Raw genomic sequence first — 17,048 nt, 5'->3', positions numbered from 1 at the left:
TTCAGCTCACCACTCCGGTCATGACGCCCACGGGTACGGCGACGAAGCCGGCCGTGAGCAGCAGCGCGAGGATGTCGGCGACGGTCCTGAGGGCGCGGTCGCGGGTGCGGCTGCCGGCGCCCAGGGTCTGGGCCGCGCTCCAGAAGCCGTGCCGGACGTGCAGCCCGAGGGCGAGCATCGCGACGATGTAGACGAGGTTGCCGTACCAGGTGGAGAAGGTGTCCACGACGTTCTGGTAGGGCCGGCCCTCCTGGAAGCCGCCGGAGTGCACGGTGCCGGTCGTCAGGTCGAGGAGGTGCCAGAGGATGAACAGGCCGAGGATGGTCCCGCCCCAGCGCATGGTGCGCGTCGCGTAACTCGCCCGCGGCTTCTTGTGGACGTACTTGCTCGGGCGTGCCTCGAGGTCGCGGCGGCTGAGCTGGTAGGCGGACACGGCGTGCGCGACCACCGCGACGACCAGCACGATCCGGATCAGCCACAGCGTCCACTCGTAGTGCATGACCGGCTCGCCGACCGTGCGCAGCCAGTGCGCGTAGTGGTTGAACTCGCCCGGCCCGAAGAAGATCTTCAAGTTGCCGATCATGTGGGCGACCAGGTACAGCAGCATGATCAGACCGCTCACGGCCATCACTGTCTTCTTGCCGAGGGAGGAGTCCCACACGGTGCGCGCCATGGACGTCCGTCGGTCCGTCCGCGTTGCCAGAGCCATGGAACAGGACGCTAAGGCCCGACGGACCCATCAGTCCAAGACATGGTACGGCTCGTTTCCATAGGCAACCCCTATCGACTGGCTATCATGGATGGATGCAGTTCCAGCAGCTCCAGTACTTCGTGGCGGTCGCCGAGACCCGGCACTTCACTCGGGCCGCCGAGCTGGTCCATGTCGCGCAACCCTCCCTGTCGCAGCAGATCAAGGCGTTGGAGCGGGAGTTGGGGGCCGATCTGTTCCAGCGGGCGCGCGGCAACATCACACTCACGGACGCCGGTGAGGCGCTGCTGCCGCTGGCCCGCCGCATCCTGGCGGACACGGAGACGGCCCGGCACGAGGTGCAGGAGCTGGTGCAGCTGCGCAGCGGCCGGGTGCGGCTGGGGGCGACGCCCAGCCTGTGCACCGGCCTGCTGCCGGACGTGCTGCGCGCCTTCCACGACCGCTACCCCGGCATCCGGCTGCTGATCGAGGAGGGCGGTTCGCACGACCTGGTGCGGGAGCTGGCCCGCGGCGCGCTCGACCTCGCCCTGGTGGTGCTGCCGCTGCCGACGCCCTCTCCCGCTCTGACGACGGTGGAGCTGCTGCGGGAGGACCTCGTGGTGGTGTCCTCGCCCGAGGCGCCCCGGCCGGGGCACGGCCGCCGGACCGTGCGGATCGCGGACCTGGAGGGCGAACGCATGGTGATGTTCCGGCACGGCTACGACCTGCGGGAACTGACGGTGGCCGCGTGCCGGGCGGAGGGGTTCGAGCCGGACCTCGCGGTGGAGGGCGGGGAGATGGACGCGGTGCTCGGGTTCGTGCGGGCCGGACTGGGAGTGGCCGTCGTGCCCCGGATGGTGGCCGCCCGGTCGGGCGGGGGGCTGCGGGTCACTCCGTTGGCCCGGCCGGGGCTGCATCGGGCGATCGCGCTGGCGCACCGCAGTGACGTGGCTCCGCCTCGTGCTGCTCGGGAGTTGCAGCGGATGCTGCTGGAGCGGTGAGGGCTGCGCCGCATGGGCGGGTGGGAGGGCGGCGGGTGCCCGGTGCGTCGGGGGCGGCGCCGCGGTGACGGGGCGCGTGGTTCCCCTGCCCTCTGATGACCTGGGATCACGTGGTTTCCAGGCCTTTGCCCCGGACGCGCCACGAGGACGGCGGGGTCTCGGGCTGCGGCACCTGCCGTGACCCGGCGCGCCGTTCCCGGCTCCTCTGGGGTGTGCTGCGGGCAGCGGAGACCCGCCGGCCGGTCCCGGATGCGCCCGTACCGGCTCCGCCGCCTTCGCCGCCGGTCGCGCGGTTCCTCGCACGCCCCTTCGGGATGCTCGCGCGCCCCTTTCGGCATGCCCTCAGGTCAGGAGAGGTCCGGCGGTACGGGTGTGCCCTGGTGGTAGTACATGCGCCAGCCCGTCTGCTCGGCCTGTCTGCGCCACAGCGAGGTGCGGCGGGCTCGCCGGCCGTCGAAGTCCGTCTCGTAGGTGAGGTGGATCAGACCGGGGGCCAGGAGGACGCCCTTGATCGGCGACGGCTCGTAACGGGGGCCGCCCCGCGAGCTGCCCGGGTGGTCGGGCAGCCGGGCCAGCATGTCCTCGTACGTGTAGCGGCGGCCCGAGGAGCCGACCTCGACGAACTCGGGGTCGAGCAGCCGCGCGAAGAGGGCGCGGGAGGCACGCACGGCGGGGTCCATGAGGGCCAGCTCGCCGGCGATCGCCTCGTTCACGTCGTCGTTCTCGTGGGTCACCCAGCCATCTTCGTCGGCGACCCCCGCACCCCGCGACCGAGTTGTCCGATCACCCCGTCGCGTCCACCAGGGCCAGTTCGTGCAGGCGGTCCGGCGGGCCGGGGCGGGCGTAGTACCAGCCCTGGGCCGTGTCGCAGCCCAGTATGCGCAGCTGCTCGGCCTGGGCGCCGGTCTCCACGCCCTCGACGGTGACCGCGAGGTCCAGGCTGTGGGCGAGCGAGACGATCCCCTCGACGATCTTGAGGTCCACGGGGTCGGCCGGGAACTGCTGCATGCTCTGGGTGAAGGAGCGGTCCAGCTTGAGGACGCTCACCGGCAGCCGGCGCAGGTTGGCGAGGTTGGAGTACCCGGTGCCGAAATCGTCCAGGGCGATGTCGACGCCCATCTCGGCGAGCCTGCGCAGCGGCTTGAGGAGGTCGTCGTCGGCGCCGATCAGCGCCGACTCGGTGACCTCCAGGCACAGCGCCTCGGGCGCCACGCCCGCGCGTTCCAGGATGTCGACGGTGTCCTGCACCAGCCCGGGGTGGGTGAGCTGGCACGGCGAGAGGTTGACGTTGATCCGTAGGGGACCTGTCCCGCCGCTGCGCCGGCACCAGTCGCGGGCCTGGCGCACCGACTGCTCGAGGACCCACCGGCCCAGCGGCACGATCAGCCCGGTGTGCTCGGCGAGCGGGATGAACCGGTCGGGGCCGAGCACGCCGTGCTGGGGGTGCAGCCAGCGCACCAGGGCCTCCGCGCCGCGCACACTGCCGTCGCCGAGGTGGACGAGCGGCTGGTACTCGATGAAGAACTCGCCCCGCTCCAGCGCGGCCGGCAGAGCCGTCGTCAGACCGTGGCGGGTGATCGCGCGGGCGTCGGCCTCGGGGTCGGCCAGCTCGAAGCGGTTGCCGCCCGCCGACTTGGCCCGGTACATGGTGATGTCGGCGCTGCGCAGCACCTCCGCGGGGCTGCGCTCCCCCGCCGGACCCTCCACGATGCCGATGCTGCCGCGCACGGTCAGCTCCCGGCCCTCGATGCGCACGGGCGCGACCAGGGCGTTCATGATGCGTGCGGCGAGGTCGTCGACCTCACGGTGGGTGTCGGGGCCGGTGGTGAGTGCCACGAACTCGTCGCCGCCGAGCCGGGCGACCATCTCGCCGGGCGCGGTCGCGCAGGACTGTAGCCGGTCGGCGACCTCGACGAGCAGTCGGTCGCCGGCCGCGTGTCCGAGGCTGTCGTTGATCGTCTTGAAACCGTCCAGGTCCAGGTAGCACAGGCCGAAGCGCTGGCCGTCGCCGGCGGCCAGGACCTTCTCCAGACGTTCGAAGAACAGGGTGCGGTTGGGCAGGCCGGTGAGCGCGTCGTGGGTGGCCTCGTACCGCAACCGGAGGTTGAGCAGCCGACGTTCGGTGGTGTCCTCCATGAGCGCCAGCTGGTACTGCGGCCGTCCGTCGGCGTCGCGCAGCAGCGAGACCGTGAGATTGGTCCACAGGACGGTGCCGTCGGGCCGGTAGAACGCCTTCTCGACGTGGTAGTGCTCGCGTTCGCCGCGCACCAGTTCCTCGTAGAGCCGCCAGACCTGGGGGGCGTCGTCGGCGTGCGTCCACTCGCTGACGTTGCGCCCGCGGACCGTCTGCTCGCCTCCGCCGAACATGCGTACCAGCGCCCCGTTGACCTGGAGGATGTTGCCCTCCAGGTCGGCGATGCCGATTCCTATCGCGGCGCCCTCGAAGACCGCGCGGAAGCGGGCCTCGCTGGCGTGCAACGCCTGCGCCACCACCCCCTGGGCCCGCAACGCGGCCTGCGCGATGGACTCCTGCTCGGCCAGCGTCCGCTCGCGCAGGGCCTGCGCGAAACCGGCGGCCATGGCGTGCTGGAGCCGGGAGCAGCGGGTGCGCAGGTCCTCCTGGGGGCCGTCCTCGCCGCAGTAGAGCACCAGGTAGGCGTCGACGCAGTCCAGGCTGTGGGCGAGGGCGTCCGGGTCGGTGCAGTGGGCGCCGACGAGGGCGGCTCCGACCGCCTTCGGGGCCTGCGCGTCGAAGTTCCTGGCGCGCAGCGCCTCGCTCAAGCGCCGGGCCAGCGGCAGAAGCCGCTCCTCCAGCTCCGGCCGGGTCAGCGACGTGGAGGTGACCGGGAAGACCGCCCGGCTCCAGATCGTCGCGAACCGCCGCAGTCTGTCCTCCGGCCCGTCCGGTTCGGCGGTCACGAAGTGCGCCCTACGCCCGCGAAACCGGAGAAGGCGTACGGGTCCTCGTCCTCCGGTGCCGTCTCCGGCCGCCAGTGCGGCATCGGCACCAGTCCCGGTTCCACCATGTCGTACCCCTCGAAGAACCGCGCGATCTCGTCACGCGAGCGCATGACCAGCGGGTTGCGAATGTCCTTGTATACGTCCACCGCGCCCTCGGCCCGCCCTCGCGGCAGCGGGATTCCCTCGTACGAGGCATGCGTGAGGACGAGCATGCTGCCGGGCGCGAGCGCGGCACTCAGCTCGGCGACCGCGGCGTACGGATCGTCCGTGTCTTCCACGAAGTGCAGTATGGCAACCAGCAGCAGCGCCACGGGCCGCTCCAGGTCGATCAGTTGCTCCACCTGCGGGCTGGCGAGGATGTCCCGCGGCTTGAGCAGGTCGGCGGCGACCACGGCGGCGTCCGCGTTGCCCTCCAGCACCACCTGGCTGTGCGCGACGGCGACGGGGTCGTGGTCGACGTAGACGACCCGGGCACCGGGCCGGGCCTCCTGGGCCACCTCGTGGACGTTGCCGAAGGTCGGGATGCCTGAACCTACGTCGAGGAACTGGGCGATGCCCGCGCCGGCCGCGTAGCGCACCGCGCGGCGCATGAACGCCCGGTTCGCCTGCATGATCTTGGGGAGTCCCGGCATGAACTCCATGGCCTTGCGGGCCGCTTCCCGGTCGACCTCGAAGTTGTACGAACCGCCCAGGTAGTAGTCGTAGATCCGCGAGACACTGGGCACGGAGATGTCGATGCTCCGTGGGGCCCAGGCGGGACGATCCATCTATCTCTCCAAGGCGTAGGCGATCCGGTGTTCGAGCAGAGGCTACTGATCGCCCGCCAACAGGGCGAGCAGAAACGGAAATTGACCGTCCGTTCCCGGTCACTACCTGCGGCACATGCCGAAATGACATACCCCGAAAGTGCTCACGAAAAGTACCCGATGTGCTCCGGAGGGTCTCCCAGCCGGGTGGAGCGCGGCCGAACACCACGCAGACGGCGGGCCAAGGGCGGGTGCCCCGGCAGCACAAGGGTCCGCCCCCTCCGTGCGGCGCGGAGGGGGCGGACCGGGGATCGTACGTGCCGTGGCAGGAGCGGGGATCAGTCCTGGGGAGGTGATCCCTACTGCTTCGGCGCGCCGACCAGCTTGCCGTCTGGGGCCACGGCGTACCAGGTGCCGCCGACACCCTGACCGTTGATGTCCCCGGGGGACTTGTCACCGGAGAAGGTGTAGATCGGCGAGCAGTTGACCGTCATCTGCTTGACGCCGTCGGGCCGGGTGAAGCTCATCAGGCCCTTCTTCTGGACGCCCTCGGTGTCGTTGGTGGCGACCGGGGCGACGGCCGGCCACTTCTCCAGGCAGGCGCCCAGGCACGCGGTCACCGGCTTCGGCCACGCCTCGTCCTTGACGAAGCGGTAGACCGTCATGCCGTTCTTGTCGACGACGATGTCGCCGAGGTTGGGGTCCTTGCGCACGGACAGGCCGGCGGCGGCGGAGGCCGACTTGGCCTTCTTGCCGTCGGGGGCCAGCGCGAACCACTTCCCGCCCACCCCTTGGCCGTTGGTGTCACCGGCGTTGGTGTCCTTGGCATAGCGGTACACCGGCCAGCCGTCGACGGTCAGCTGCTTGCTGCCGTCGGTGCGGGTGACCTCGCCGAGCAGCGACTTGTCGATGCCGTCGCCGGCGGTGGCGTCGTCGGCCGGCACGGGCGGCCAGGTCGTCGCGCAGTCGCCGTCACAGTTGGACTTGGGCGGTTCCGCGGTGTCCGCGTCGAAGCGGTACAGCGTCATACCGGCCGCGTCGATCAGGACCTTTCCCAGCTCCGCGTTGGCGGAGACGGCCAGCTGGCCCGCCGTACCGGCCTGGGCGGCGCCACCCGCGCCGACAGCCGCCGGAGCACCGGCGCTGGGGCTGCTGCCCTCGCCGACGCCTCCGTAGCCGCTGCCCACGCCGGCGACGGTACCGGCGGGGGCCGTGACACCCACGTTCTGGCTGGACGCCGTGCCGCCTTCCTGACCGCACGCCGTCGTCAGCGCCAGAACAGACACAGCGCTCGCCACGAGTGAGGCGCTCCGCCAGGAGGTCTTCATCTTCAACTCCCCGATCATCCCAAGGGTGTTGCAGCGCCCTGCTGCGCCGCCGCACGGTCATGGGTACGCACGGCGGGGGTCGTTGCGTTCAAAGGCGGCACAGATTTCTTTTCGCCACCCGTGCCGCCGCCCGCGGTCGGGCCACCGCCGGCCCGTGATCACGCGCTGCCCGCAGGCACACCGGGACGTGCGATCGACTCGCGGGCGCGTACGCGTGCTCCGCCCGCACGAGTACGCGGCACCGACCGGTATCGCACACAGGTACGTCTATCCGGACGTGCGAACGCCCGGCGGACAAACCCGGTGGGCCGGACATCCCCCGTTCGGGGCAATCACCCCCGCCCCCGGGGGTGCGCCCGCGCGCAAGGCCCCATGATCTCGTCGTGCATGGTTCCGAAACGACCCGATCCGCCCTGGTGAGCCGGGCATTGGCCCTGGTGACCGTGGCCTGGATCCTCATGGCCGCCCCGGCCGGGACGGCCGTGGCCGACGCCTGCGCGTACGCCTCGACGGGCCCGGACGGCACCGAGGCGGTGGCGGTCGCGGGGAACCTCGGGTGGCCGCCCCCGCCGGGGTGCCCGGCACCGGCCCCGCCGAAGCCCCAACCCCCGCCTGGGTGCCCGACACCCACGCCGCCGAAGCCCGAGCCCCCGCCGAAACCCACGCCACCCCCGAAACCCACGTCACCTCCTCAACCGACGCCGCCGCCGAAGCCACCGCCACCGCCACCGGAGCCCCCGTCGCGACCGGCCCCCGAACCGGTGCCGAAGCCGACCTCGCCACCCCGGACACAGCCCGAGCCCCCGCCCCCCGCAGCGCCGAAGCCCGCGGTGCCCGTCCCGCCACCGCTCCCCGCGCCGGCGCCCACTCCCCCGCCCGCACCACCGCCCAAGCCCACGCCGCGGCCGTCCGCGTCGCCCGTGACCTACCCGGCCTACCACGCGCAGCCGCGCCGGGCGCCCGTCCGGCACCACCAGTCGCCGGTCACCTACGTCCTGCTCATCACCGTGCCCGCGGTCATCGCCGTCGCCGCGCTGCGGCCCCGCTGACGCCCCTCAGGAGCTTCTCTTGCCGGAATGGCTTGTTCTCATCCTCGCGATGCTCGCCGCGTGCGCGGTCGTGGTCGCCGTCACCTTCGTCCGGCACCGCACGGCGTCCGACGACGAGGACCCGTCCGAGACTCCGGACGTCATCGAGTACATGACGATGTGGATCGGCGTGGTGTACGCCATCGTCCTGGGCCTGGCGATCGCCGGTGTCTGGGAGGCCCGCAGCGTCGCCCAGGACCACGTCCAGGCGGAGGCCCAGTCGCTGCACGAGATCTCGGAGCGGGTGCGGGTGTATCCGTCCGACGTGCGGGACCGCGTCCGGGGGGACGTCGACGCCTATGTCACACACGTCGTCACCACCGAGTGGAAGGCGATGGCCGACAAGGGCGAGGTGACCGAGCGCGGCGACGAACTCCTCGAACGGCTCCGCGTCGACCTCACCGACTACCGGCCCGCGTCCGACTTCGAGGCACAGGCCTACCAACCACTCCTCGACCAGATGGCCACCGCCGACCAGGCCCGCAACAACCGGGCCGGCTCCACCGGGGCGACCATGCCCGGCGTGGTGTGGTTCGGGCTCCTCACCGGCGCCGTCATCACCGTCGGCATGGTCTTCGCCCTCCAGATCCGCCGCACCACCCGGGAACTGATCCTGGCGGGGTTGTTCTCCGCGCTGATCGCCTTCTTGTTGTTCCTGATCTGGGACTTCGACGCGCCCTACAGCCGGGGCATCACCGCCTCGGCCGAGCCCTTCCTGCATCTCTTCCCGGACGCCAAGGACTGAAGCGCACCGGCCGGGACGACGGCGCCTGGCACACCGCAGGCCTTCGCCCCGGCCCCTTCCAGGGGCCGGGGCGAAGGCCTGCGGTGTGCCGTGCCCGTGCGCCCGAAGAGCCGATGCCACGCTCCTAAGAGTCCGAGAAGGGCGTCAGGCGCGGCGCTCCGCGCGTCGGCGCAGCCAGAACACGCCGCCGCCGATGACGGCCGCGGCCACCAGTCCGCCTCCGATGGCCACGTCGGTCGGGGTGGCACCGCTGGAGCTGCTGCCGCCGAGACCGCCGCGGACACCGCCGATGACGGTGAAGGCGGTGGGATGGGTGAGGGTACGGCCGTTGCAGTTGACGGTGATGCTGTGCGAGCCGGGACGCGCGTTGCTGTTGACCGTCGCGGTGCCCCGCGCCGTGTGGCCTGCGCCGTTGGCGGGCCTGAGGTTGGCCGTCGGGAAGGCGTCCGAACTCATGGTGCCGCCACCCCTGCATCCGTCGACGGTCACGGTCAGCCGACCGCCGCGGGCGACGACGCTGGGCAGCGCGGAGATGTTGCTCGGGGAGATCCCCCCGTTGCCACCGCCATTGCCACCGTTCCCGCCGTGGTTGCCGCCGTTCCCGCCGTGGTTGCCGCCGTTCCCGCCGCCGTTCCCGCCGTTGTTCCCGCCGCCGTTCCCCCCGTTCCCGCCGTTGTTCCCGCCGCCGTTCCCCCCGTTCCCGCCGCCGTTCCCCCCGTTCCCGCCGTTGTTCCCCCCGTTCCCGCCGTTATTTCCGTTGTTTCCGCCGTTCCCGCCGTTCCCGCCGTTGTTGCCGCCGTTGCCCCCGTTCCCCCCGTTTCCGTTGTTGCCACCGTTGTTTCCGCCGTTCCCCCCGTTGTTGCCGCCGTTCCCCCCGTTGTTTCCGTTGTTTCCGTTGTTACCGTTGTTACCGCCGTTGTCGCCGTCGTTGTTTCCGCCCCAGTTGCCGTTGCCCGGGCGCCCCCCGCCGTTGTTGTCACCGGGGTCCGCCCAGTTGTTGTCGTTCTGGCTGCCCGGGTGGGGTGGCATTCCGTCCGCGACGGCCACGGGGGCGGCGAACCCGAGGACGGCGACCGCTGTGGCCGCGGCCGCCAGGGCGCGTGAGTTTCGCATGTGTGATCCTCCGCGGAAGGCGCCCCGGGGCCCGTCCCCGGTCTGTCGGCGAGAGAACGCCTCCCGAGTCGACCCTCGGACGCCTCGCACGCACCCGCACTTCGGGAATGGTCCGTCCTGGTGAGCGGACACGCCGAGGTGAATACGCGCAATCGGCTATCACCGCAGGTCACGAACCGTCAGAAATTTCCTGTGGGTGGCGACTCGGATGGCGGACCGGAGACACGCGGGCCACCCGTTCGCCCTCGCCCCGTCGCCGGTTTCCGTTGCGGGACTTAGCGTTCCGGTATGCGCGAAAGGACGTGGCGACGGCCGCGTCGAAAGGGGATGGCGAATGTCTGGGTACGAGCTGTCCGGAATGGCGGAAGAGGAGGAGCGGCCGAAGAAGCGCGCCCCTTGGGGGGTGATAGCGCTTGTTCTGCTGACCGGTCTCGCGCTCATCCGGAATGGTTCGGGGGAGTTCGATGCCGGCCCGCCGCAGCCCGCGTCCGCGGCGGCCGCCGACGCCCAGGCAACCCAGGGCACCTTCGGCAACGCGGCTCAGGCCCTGCCGTTCTCGGAACCCGACCGGGTCCGGATCCCCGCCATCCAGGTCGACGCCCCGGTCACGCAGGTCGGCCTGGATTCCGACGGCTGGGTCGGCGCGCCGCCCCCGGAGGACCCGAATCTTGCCGGCTGGTTCACCGGTGCCGTCTCCCCCGGTGAGAAGGGGACCGCGGTCGTCGTCGGCCATGTCGACAACACGCAGGGGCCGGCCGTGTTCTACGGTCTCGGCGCCCTGAAGAAGGGAAACCACGTCGAGGTGGCCCGACGGGACGGAAGAACCGCGGTGTTCGAGATCTACGGCATCGAGGTCTTCGAGAAGAACAACTTCCCCGGCGACCGCGTCTACGCCTCCAAGGGCTCGCCCGAACTCCGGGTGATCACCTGTGGCGGCGGATTCTCGAAGGCCAATGGATACGACGGCAATGTGGTCGCCTTCGCCCGCCTGGTCCAGGTCCGCTGAACGGACCCCGATCGGGCGGGCGAACGCCGGCGGGGCGAAGGGCGGTGCCATGGCCCGCGGGCCCGGCACGTACGAACGGGAGGCCTCAGGTGCGCTGCCGCTGCGGCACCGTGATGTGGTACCCGGAGTCCAGGAGCCGGGGCAGGTAGCGGCGCAGGGCACGCACGCTCTGGGTGCGGTCGCCGCCCGCGTCGTGCGAGAGGACGACGACACCGGGGGCGGCGCCTGTCTCGACCCGGTCGACGATGGTGCCGGTGCCGGGGGTGGTCCAGTCGAGGGTGTCGACGGTCCAGGCCAGGGAGTCCATGCCGAGTTCGGAGCCGAGTTGGAAGGCGGCGCGGTTCCAGGCGCCGTAGGGGGCGCGGAACCAGCGGGGCCGCTCGCCGTAGGCGTTCTCGATGACGTCGCTGGTGCGGGTCATCTCGGAGCGGATCTGGCGGCGGGTCAACTTCGTGAGCAGTGGGTGGGACCAGGTGTGGTTGCCGACGGTGTGCCCCTCGTCGGCCATCCGGGTCAGCAGGTCGGGGTGGTCGGCGGCCATCTCCCCGCACACGAAGAACATGGCGCGGACGTCGTACCAGGCGAGGGTGTCGAGGATGCCCGGAGTGTAACGGGGGTCGGGGCCGTCGTCGAAGGTCAGCACCATGGTGCGGCCGCGACCGGTGATCCGCAGCAGCGGTTCGCGCCGTACGGGGGTGCGGGCGGCCGCGGTGCGCGGCGGGCCGTAGCCGGTCAACGGCTGGAGGCGGTAGGCGGAGGGTTTCATCGCGAGGCGGTGCGCGGGAGCACCGGCCGCCGGGGCGCCGGGGCGGACCGGTGCCCCGCCACCCGTTCCCCCGACGAACAGAGAGGCCGTGCCGGCCGCGCCGACGGCGGCGGCGCCGGCGAGCAACGCCGCGCGCCGGGTGAACAACTGATCCTTCTGCATGTGTCATCAGTCGCCCGGCCGGCCCCCGACGCACCACCACGACACCGTCCCGGCGGCACGAATCCACCCGCTCGGCGCAGCGGCCGGCTCCCCGGCCGGGTCAGCGGCGGCGTACCCGGGAACGGGCGACGACTCACGGAACGTCGGGCGGGCCGAGGACGTGACCAGGCGGTCGCGCGCGGGGCGGGGCGCGGCGCGCCCATCGAAGGGGGGTCGACACGTCGGTGTTCCGCGCCCCGCCGTCGTCGTCCCGTCGCCACGCACCGGGCCGCGGCCGTTCGTGCCCGCCCCGGACGGACCTGCGCCTCCTGGGACGCCGTCGGAGTCTCCCTGTCCGCGCCCTCCCTGCGCACGCCCCGGGGCGAGCGGTGGGCCGAGGGCCTGTGCCCCTTGGCCGCGCTCGGCCTTGACGGAGGGGGAGAGGCCGGGGGGACGAGTGCCGACGCGGACCCGGCCGAGCGGGTCCACAGATCCGCTGCCGCCACCGGCGAACCCGACGGACGCGCCGACGGCACCCCGCGGCCGTCGAACGGCCCGCGCGGCGGCGGGACCTGCGGGTTCCGATAGCCTCTCGCCGTGACGGAACAGCACCCCTCGCCGTTCGAACGCGGCACGGACGGCCCGAAGGTCATCCTGGTCGGCGTGGACGGCTCCGAGTCCTCGCTGCGGGCCGCGGCCTACGCCGGCGGTCTGGCCCGGCGCCAGCGCGCCCTGCTGGCCGTGGTGTACGTGCAGCCGGTGATGGCGGTGGGCGCGGCGCTCGGGGCGCCGGTCACGGAGGCGACCGACGAGATCGCCCAGGACATCGTGGCGCAGATCCGGGAGGCCACCGAGCGCTCCCGGGGCATATTCGACGTGCGCTGGGAGTTCCACACCTTCCAGGGCGACCCGTACAACGGGCTGGTGAAGGCCGCGGACCGGCTGACGGCCGACGCGGTGGTGGTCGGTGCCTCCGAGCAGGCCGGTCACCGGATCGTGGGATCGGTGGCGGTGCGGCTGGTGAAGGCGGGGCGGTGGCCGGTGACGGTGGTGCCGTAGCAGGGCTCCCCTCTACTCCCCCGTCACCAGCCCGTCCTGCGCCGCGCCCCGGCTGAGCACGAGAGCGCGGACGCGGTCGCGGACGCCCTGGACGTCGGCGCCCTGGGCGAGGGCCCGGTCGAGGTCGACGACGCGGCCCGCGTCGAGGTCGAACAGTTCGGGGACGAAGGCGGCCTTCGTCACCTCCCAGCGGGCGCCGGGCCGCGTGGGCGGGGCGAAGGTGAAGCGGGCCACGCTGGACTGGTTGGCGCGCGGGTCGACCACGCCGGCGCGGTTCGGCGTCTCGCCGGCCACCTGGTTCCCCAGGCCGTAGACGACCCACGTGCCGTTGACCTTCTCGTACGCCTGGGGGACGTGGGCGTGGCTGCCCAGAAGGAGATCGATGTCGGGGTGCTCACCGGTGCGGGAGGCGGTGAGGGTTCTGGCGAGGGTGAGCTGGCGGCCGTCCGGGGCGTCCTGCCATTCCGTGCCCCAGTGCAGGGAGACGACGACCACGTCGGCGCCGGCCCGGCGGGCGTTCCTGGCATCGGCGACGATCTTGTTCTCGTCGATCAGGGAGACCGCCCAGGGCTGCCCCTCGGGGAGCGGCAGGCCGTCGGTGTCGTAGCTGTAGGCGAGGTGGGCGACCTTGGCGGGGCCCGCGCGCAGGAGGGTGACGGAGGCGGCCTCGGCGGCGGAGCGGGCGGTGCCCGTGTGCCGCAGGCCCGTGCCGTCGAGGGCCTCCAGGGTGCGGCGCACGCCGTCGGGGCCGTCGTCGAGGGCGTGTTCGGAGGCGGTGGAACAGCCGTCGTAGCCGGTCGCGGCGAGGGCTGCGGCGAGCTGGGGCAGGTAGGTGGCGGCCGGGTCGGCGGCGACGTGGGGGGCTCCCAGGTGACACAGCGCCAGGTCGGCACTCGCGACGACGGGTTGGATGCCGGCGAACATCGGGCCGAAGTCGTGACCCGTGGCGCCGGCGTCGAAGCGAGCCCGGTCGATGACCGAGGCGTGCGGGAGGATGTCGCCGGTGGCCACCAGGGTGAAGCCGCGGCTCGCCGAGGGGGCCGGGTGTCCCGAGGCGGGTTCGCGGTCCTGGGCCCGGCAGGCGGCGGCCGCCGCGAGGAGGGCCGTCAGGGCCAGGGCCACCTGGTGTCTGCGCGCGATCACCGGATCACCCCATTCCATATGGATAGTCATATTTGCGCACGTATCACTACTAATCCATGGGCGGAGACGCGAGGCCCCGGCGCTCCCGCCACCGGGCCGGATGCGCGCGATCGGCGTAGCCCCGACCGTTCGTCGAACCGTTCGCCGACGCGATCGACCGTCCGCCGCAGACCCTGGTGCGCACTCTGTCCCGAACCGGCGCCCTGCGGTGCCATACGCGCATGACCGCCGGGACCACCCTCACCGCCAGGACGACGACCGCCGAACACGAACTCGCCGCGCTCCAGCGCGAGCACGGCCGGCCGCTCTTCGCGCTGCTGCTGAGGCTGTGCGACGGCGACCGCCAACGCGCCGAGGACCTCGTCCAGGAGACCCTGGTGCGCGCCTGGCAGCATCCCGAGGCCCTGCGCGCCGACGCGTTCGACTCCGTACGGCCCTGGCTGCTCACCGTCGGCCGGCGACTCGCCATCGACGCGCGGCGGGCCCGGCAGGCCCGGCCGGCCGAGGTCGGGGACGCGGTGCTGGAGAACGCGCCGGTCTGCGGCGACCACGCCGAACGGGCCGCCGCCACCCTCGACGTCCGCGAGGCTGTGAAGACACTCACTCCGGAACACCGTGACGTCCTGGTGCTGGTGTACTTCCAGGGGGCGAGTGTGGCGGAGGCCGCCGAAACCCTCGGCATCCCGCCCGGTACCGTGAAGTCCCGCGCGTACTACGCGCTGCGCGCCCTGCGTCGGGTGCTTCCCGGATACGCGCCCGACCTGGGCTGAAACCCACGATCGAGTCAAACCTCCGTAAAGCGCCTTGCCGTGGACCCCGGTTGAGTAATCGGGTGTCCTTATCCGTGTTGCGGACGGAGCCCGGTCACCGGATTTCCGGCGCCGCACGAAGCGCACGCACCGGAGGAAGGCGGGAAGGGATGCCGCACAGAGGTCATCAGAGCACGGACGGCGCCGGCGGCGGTGAACTCACCGTCCCCATGGCGTGGTTGTACGCCGAGTACATCGCCGACGAACTGCTGCGGACCGGCGATCTCATGCCGCCGACGTCCTTCGAGTTCCGCGCCGGGCGCGACGCCCTGGCGCTGACCATCTTCCTGTCCGACACCGACGGCGAACTCCCCGGGATCCGGGTGGTCACCCAGCTGGAGACCTGGCTTTCGCTCACGGCGTACGACCAGCCCTGGCAGGAGTGGGTCGCCGAACGTATGTCACAACGGAGGGCCGAGTCGGAGGGATCCGATCCGGATCTGGAACTGGCGTCGGCGGCCTGGCGCTGGCTGGAGGAGACCGAACTGCTCGCCCCCGACCTCAACGCGGTCCCGGGCGGCGCACCGGCCGGCGAGGACGAGGGACCCAAGGTCTGGACGCCCGCCTGGCAGCTCGGCCTGCCCCTCGGGCATCTCGCCATCCATCTTTTCTAGCCCTTGTGGATTCGGACCAATCCACGGGCCGGACCGCTCCGAACATCTGGGTCACGATTCGGTACGAGACTTGAGTGATTCCGCTGCCTGGTCCGTACCGGTGGGAGCAAGGAGTAACCCCACTGGCACTCAACGGCGCGAGGTTTCGGCATGAGGTCCCTGGAGAGGCATCGCGACGTCGGCGCGTACGCGCTGGGCGTGCTGGACGAGGCGGAGGCCTTCCGTTTCGAGGACCACCTCATGGAGTGTCCTCGATGCGCGGCACAGGTCACCGAGTTCGGCGCCACCACCCGGCAGCTGAGGCTGTACCGGAGGGCGACACCCCGCGCCGTGCACCCCTTCGCCGGCCCCGGCCCGCAGCTGCTCGACCGGCTCCTCGGCGAGGTCGCCGCCCGGCGCCGGGCCGTCAGGCGCCGGCTGCTGTACGCCGTGGCCGCGGCCGCGGTGGTCGCCGTCGCCGGTCCGGCGCTCGCCATGATGGCCGGTGGCGGCGGTGAGAAGCCGGTGCGGGTCGTCACCGCGACCGACCAGAAGTCGGGTGTGTGGGCGCAGGTGACCACCGAGGACGAGCTCTGGGGCAGCCAGGTCGAACTGGAGGTCAAGGACGCCGCGGGTCCCCGCGCCTGCCATCTGATCGTCGTCGGCCACGACGGCTCGCAGGAGATCGTCACCACCTGGATGGTCCCCGACCACGACGCCCGCCCCAACACCATGAAGGGCGGCGCGACCATGCAGACCGACAAGATCGCGCGCTACGAGGTACGGACCATGGACGGCGAGACCCTCGTCGTCCTCAAGCCCCGCTAGCGGTACCGCGGGCCCCGGCTGATGCGCCGTTCAGCCGCCCCTCAGGAGCGGCCCCACGTCGATGGCGAAGGGCCTCGCCGTCCCCGCTCTGCTCGCGGCCCCTCCCGCCGCACCGGTCCGCCCGGTCGATGCCGTCCACCGGTGAGCGCTACTTCAGCAGCCGCGACATCCGCCGGTCCGCCAGCGGTCTGCCGCCGGTCTGGCAGGTCGGGCAGTACTGGAGCGAGGAGTCGCTGAAGGACACCTCGCGGACCCTGTCGCCGCAGACCGGGCAGGGCTCGCCGGTGCGGCCGTGCACGCGCAGGCCGCTCCGCTTCTCCGCCTTGAGCCGGCCGGCCGCCACGCCCCGCGAGCGTTCCACCGCCTCCGTGAGGGTGGCTCGCAGGGCCTCGTGGAGGACGTGGGTCTCCTCGGGGGTGAGGGAGGCCGCGAGCTTGAAGGGGGACATCCGCGCCGCGTGCAGGATCTCGTCGCTGTAGGCGTTGCCGACGCCGGCGATCAGGGACTGGTCGCGCAGGGCGCCCTTGAGCTGCCGCCGCTCGCCGGACAGCAGGGCGCCGAGGCGCTCCTCGTCGAAGTCGGCGCCGAGCGGGTCGGGACCCAGCCGGGCGACACCCGCGATCTCCTGCGGGTCGCGTACGAGATACACGGCGAGGCGTTTCTGGGTGCCGGCCTCGGTGAGGTCGAAGCCCTCGCCGGTCTCCAGGGCGACACGCAGGGCGAGGGGGCCCTTTCCGGGGCGGGGCGGGCCGTCGGGCAGGCGGTCCTTCCAGTGCAGCCAGCCCGCACGGGCCAGGTGGGTGACGAGGTGAAGGCCGTCGGCGGTCTCCAGGTCGAGGAACTTGCCGTGCCGGCGCACCGCGGTGACCTCCCGGCCCTCGACGGCGGTCAGGGGCGGGTCGTACGTCTTCAGCACGCTGATCGCGACGGGCAGGACCCGCACGATCTCGTGGCCGACCAGGTGCTCGGTGAGGAAGTCCTTGAGCGCTTCGACCTCGGGGAGTTCCGGCATACGTCCAGGGTGCCATCCGCG

General features: G+C 72.2%; 17 protein-coding genes. 8 read left to right on the top strand and 9 right to left on the bottom strand.

Going from position 1 to position 17,048, the window contains the following annotated elements; all coding sequences use genetic code 11:
• Position 1: 1 nt before the first annotated feature.
• The gene (locus ACZ5Y0_RS07905; protein ID WP_469128030.1) at positions 2–673 is read right to left on the bottom strand and encodes a succinate dehydrogenase; all 672 of its coding nucleotides are present in this window, start codon (positions 671–673) and stop codon (positions 2–4) included.
• 131 nt (positions 674–804) lie between these two features.
• Between ACZ5Y0_RS07905 and ACZ5Y0_RS07900 the strand changes: the two genes are divergently transcribed.
• Entirely contained in the window at positions 805–1,689 is an 885-nt protein-coding gene (locus ACZ5Y0_RS07900; protein ID WP_469127746.1) for a LysR family transcriptional regulator, read from the top strand.
• Positions 1,690–2,036: 347 nt separating this feature from the next.
• On the opposite strand, the gene ACZ5Y0_RS07895 is transcribed toward ACZ5Y0_RS07900, so the two are convergent.
• From ACZ5Y0_RS07895 to ACZ5Y0_RS07880, 4 genes are all read right to left on the bottom strand, one after another.
• Positions 2,037–2,423 carry a nuclear transport factor 2 family protein gene (locus ACZ5Y0_RS07895; RefSeq protein ID WP_469127745.1) on the bottom strand — a complete coding sequence of 129 codons (387 nt, stop codon included), beginning with the start codon at positions 2,421–2,423 and terminating at the stop codon, positions 2,037–2,039.
• Positions 2,424–2,472: 49 nt separating this feature from the next.
• The gene (locus ACZ5Y0_RS07890; RefSeq protein WP_469127744.1) at positions 2,473–4,608 is read right to left on the bottom strand and encodes a putative bifunctional diguanylate cyclase/phosphodiesterase; all 2,136 of its coding nucleotides are present in this window, start codon (positions 4,606–4,608) and stop codon (positions 2,473–2,475) included.
• Entirely contained in the window at positions 4,605–5,417 is an 813-nt protein-coding gene (locus tag ACZ5Y0_RS07885) for an SAM-dependent methyltransferase (RefSeq protein WP_469127743.1), read from the bottom strand. Before ACZ5Y0_RS07885 ends, ACZ5Y0_RS07890 begins: the two co-directional genes overlap by 4 nt.
• Before the next feature lie 338 nt (positions 5,418–5,755).
• Positions 5,756–6,724, bottom strand: a complete 969-nt coding sequence (locus ACZ5Y0_RS07880) for an SCO0930 family lipoprotein (RefSeq protein WP_469128029.1) — start codon at positions 6,722–6,724, stop codon at positions 5,756–5,758.
• 920 nt (positions 6,725–7,644) lie between these two features.
• On the opposite strand from ACZ5Y0_RS07880, the gene ACZ5Y0_RS07875 reads away from it, so the two are divergent.
• Positions 7,645–7,773 carry a hypothetical protein gene (locus ACZ5Y0_RS07875; protein ID WP_469127742.1) on the top strand — a complete coding sequence of 43 codons (129 nt, stop codon included), beginning with the start codon at positions 7,645–7,647 and terminating at the stop codon, positions 7,771–7,773.
• A gap of 19 nt (positions 7,774–7,792) precedes the next feature.
• The gene (locus ACZ5Y0_RS07870) at positions 7,793–8,557 is read left to right on the top strand and encodes a bestrophin-like domain (RefSeq protein ID WP_469127741.1); all 765 of its coding nucleotides are present in this window, start codon (positions 7,793–7,795) and stop codon (positions 8,555–8,557) included.
• Between the two features lie 144 nt (positions 8,558–8,701).
• Here ACZ5Y0_RS07870 and ACZ5Y0_RS07865 read toward each other — a convergent pair whose 3' ends face one another.
• Complete coding sequence (locus ACZ5Y0_RS07865; RefSeq protein WP_469127740.1) at positions 8,702–9,670, bottom strand: hypothetical protein; 969 nt, start codon at positions 9,668–9,670, stop codon at positions 8,702–8,704.
• A 334-nt stretch (positions 9,671–10,004) separates the two neighbouring features.
• Here ACZ5Y0_RS07865 and ACZ5Y0_RS07860 point away from each other — a divergent pair, with 334 nt between their 5' ends.
• Complete coding sequence (locus ACZ5Y0_RS07860) at positions 10,005–10,676, top strand: class F sortase (protein ID WP_469127739.1); 672 nt, start codon at positions 10,005–10,007, stop codon at positions 10,674–10,676.
• An 85-nt stretch (positions 10,677–10,761) separates the two neighbouring features.
• On the opposite strand, the gene ACZ5Y0_RS07855 is transcribed toward ACZ5Y0_RS07860, so the two are convergent.
• Positions 10,762–11,604 (bottom strand): polysaccharide deacetylase family protein, encoded by an 843-nt coding sequence (locus ACZ5Y0_RS07855; RefSeq protein ID WP_469127738.1) that lies wholly within the window; start codon positions 11,602–11,604, stop codon positions 10,762–10,764.
• A 576-nt stretch (positions 11,605–12,180) separates the two neighbouring features.
• On the opposite strand from ACZ5Y0_RS07855, the gene ACZ5Y0_RS07850 reads away from it, so the two are divergent.
• On the top strand, positions 12,181–12,642 hold the full coding sequence (locus tag ACZ5Y0_RS07850) for a universal stress protein (RefSeq protein ID WP_469127737.1): 462 nt from the start codon (positions 12,181–12,183) through the stop codon (positions 12,640–12,642).
• 12 nt (positions 12,643–12,654) lie between these two features.
• Here the strand turns inward: ACZ5Y0_RS07850 and ACZ5Y0_RS07845 are convergent, their stop codons facing one another.
• A complete protein-coding gene (locus ACZ5Y0_RS07845) occupies positions 12,655–13,785 on the bottom strand; it encodes a CapA family protein (RefSeq protein WP_469128028.1) in 1,131 nt (376 codons plus the stop codon).
• A gap of 221 nt (positions 13,786–14,006) precedes the next feature.
• Between ACZ5Y0_RS07845 and ACZ5Y0_RS07840 the strand changes: the two genes are divergently transcribed.
• From ACZ5Y0_RS07840 to ACZ5Y0_RS07830, 3 genes are all read left to right on the top strand, one after another.
• Positions 14,007–14,555, top strand: coding sequence for a sigma-70 family RNA polymerase sigma factor (locus tag ACZ5Y0_RS07840; protein ID WP_469127736.1), 549 nt, complete (start codon positions 14,007–14,009; stop codon positions 14,553–14,555).
• Between the two features lie 149 nt (positions 14,556–14,704).
• A complete protein-coding gene (locus ACZ5Y0_RS07835) occupies positions 14,705–15,208 on the top strand; it encodes a hypothetical protein (RefSeq protein ID WP_469127735.1) in 504 nt (167 codons plus the stop codon).
• 150 nt (positions 15,209–15,358) lie between these two features.
• Entirely contained in the window at positions 15,359–16,015 is a 657-nt protein-coding gene (locus ACZ5Y0_RS07830; RefSeq protein WP_469127734.1) for a zf-HC2 domain-containing protein, read from the top strand.
• Positions 16,016–16,163: 148 nt separating this feature from the next.
• On the opposite strand, the gene ACZ5Y0_RS07825 is transcribed toward ACZ5Y0_RS07830, so the two are convergent.
• The gene (locus ACZ5Y0_RS07825; protein ID WP_469127733.1) at positions 16,164–17,027 is read right to left on the bottom strand and encodes an Fpg/Nei family DNA glycosylase; all 864 of its coding nucleotides are present in this window, start codon (positions 17,025–17,027) and stop codon (positions 16,164–16,166) included.
• Between the last annotated feature and the right edge of the window lie 21 nt (positions 17,028–17,048).

The organism is Streptomyces sp. NPDC033216 (assembly GCF_055577115.1).
This window is presented reverse-complemented; position numbering and strand designations above follow the sequence as displayed.

What these genes read in the sequence shown, in the direction of transcription:
- ACZ5Y0_RS07835 (WP_469127735.1), top strand. Translation starts at nt 14,705, where the DNA reads ATGCCGCACAGAGGTCATCAGAGCACGGACGGCGCCGGCGGCGGTGAA.
- ACZ5Y0_RS07900 (WP_469127746.1), top strand. Translation starts at nt 805, where the DNA reads ATGCAGTTCCAGCAGCTCCAGTACTTCGTGGCGGTCGCCGAGACCCGG.
- ACZ5Y0_RS07880 (WP_469128029.1), bottom strand. Translation starts at nt 6,724, where the DNA reads ATGAAGACCTCCTGGCGGAGCGCCTCACTCGTGGCGAGCGCTGTGTCT.
- ACZ5Y0_RS07860 (WP_469127739.1), top strand. Translation starts at nt 10,005, where the DNA reads ATGTCTGGGTACGAGCTGTCCGGAATGGCGGAAGAGGAGGAGCGGCCG.
- ACZ5Y0_RS07840 (WP_469127736.1), top strand. Translation starts at nt 14,007, where the DNA reads ATGACCGCCGGGACCACCCTCACCGCCAGGACGACGACCGCCGAACAC.
- ACZ5Y0_RS07855 (WP_469127738.1), bottom strand. Translation starts at nt 11,604, where the DNA reads ATGCAGAAGGATCAGTTGTTCACCCGGCGCGCGGCGTTGCTCGCCGGC.
- ACZ5Y0_RS07865 (WP_469127740.1), bottom strand. Translation starts at nt 9,670, where the DNA reads ATGCGAAACTCACGCGCCCTGGCGGCCGCGGCCACAGCGGTCGCCGTC.
- ACZ5Y0_RS07830 (WP_469127734.1), top strand. Translation starts at nt 15,359, where the DNA reads ATGAGGTCCCTGGAGAGGCATCGCGACGTCGGCGCGTACGCGCTGGGC.
- ACZ5Y0_RS07905 (WP_469128030.1), bottom strand. Translation starts at nt 673, where the DNA reads ATGGCGCGCACCGTGTGGGACTCCTCCCTCGGCAAGAAGACAGTGATG.
- ACZ5Y0_RS07885 (WP_469127743.1), bottom strand. Translation starts at nt 5,417, where the DNA reads ATGGATCGTCCCGCCTGGGCCCCACGGAGCATCGACATCTCCGTGCCC.
- ACZ5Y0_RS07825 (WP_469127733.1), bottom strand. Translation starts at nt 17,027, where the DNA reads ATGCCGGAACTCCCCGAGGTCGAAGCGCTCAAGGACTTCCTCACCGAG.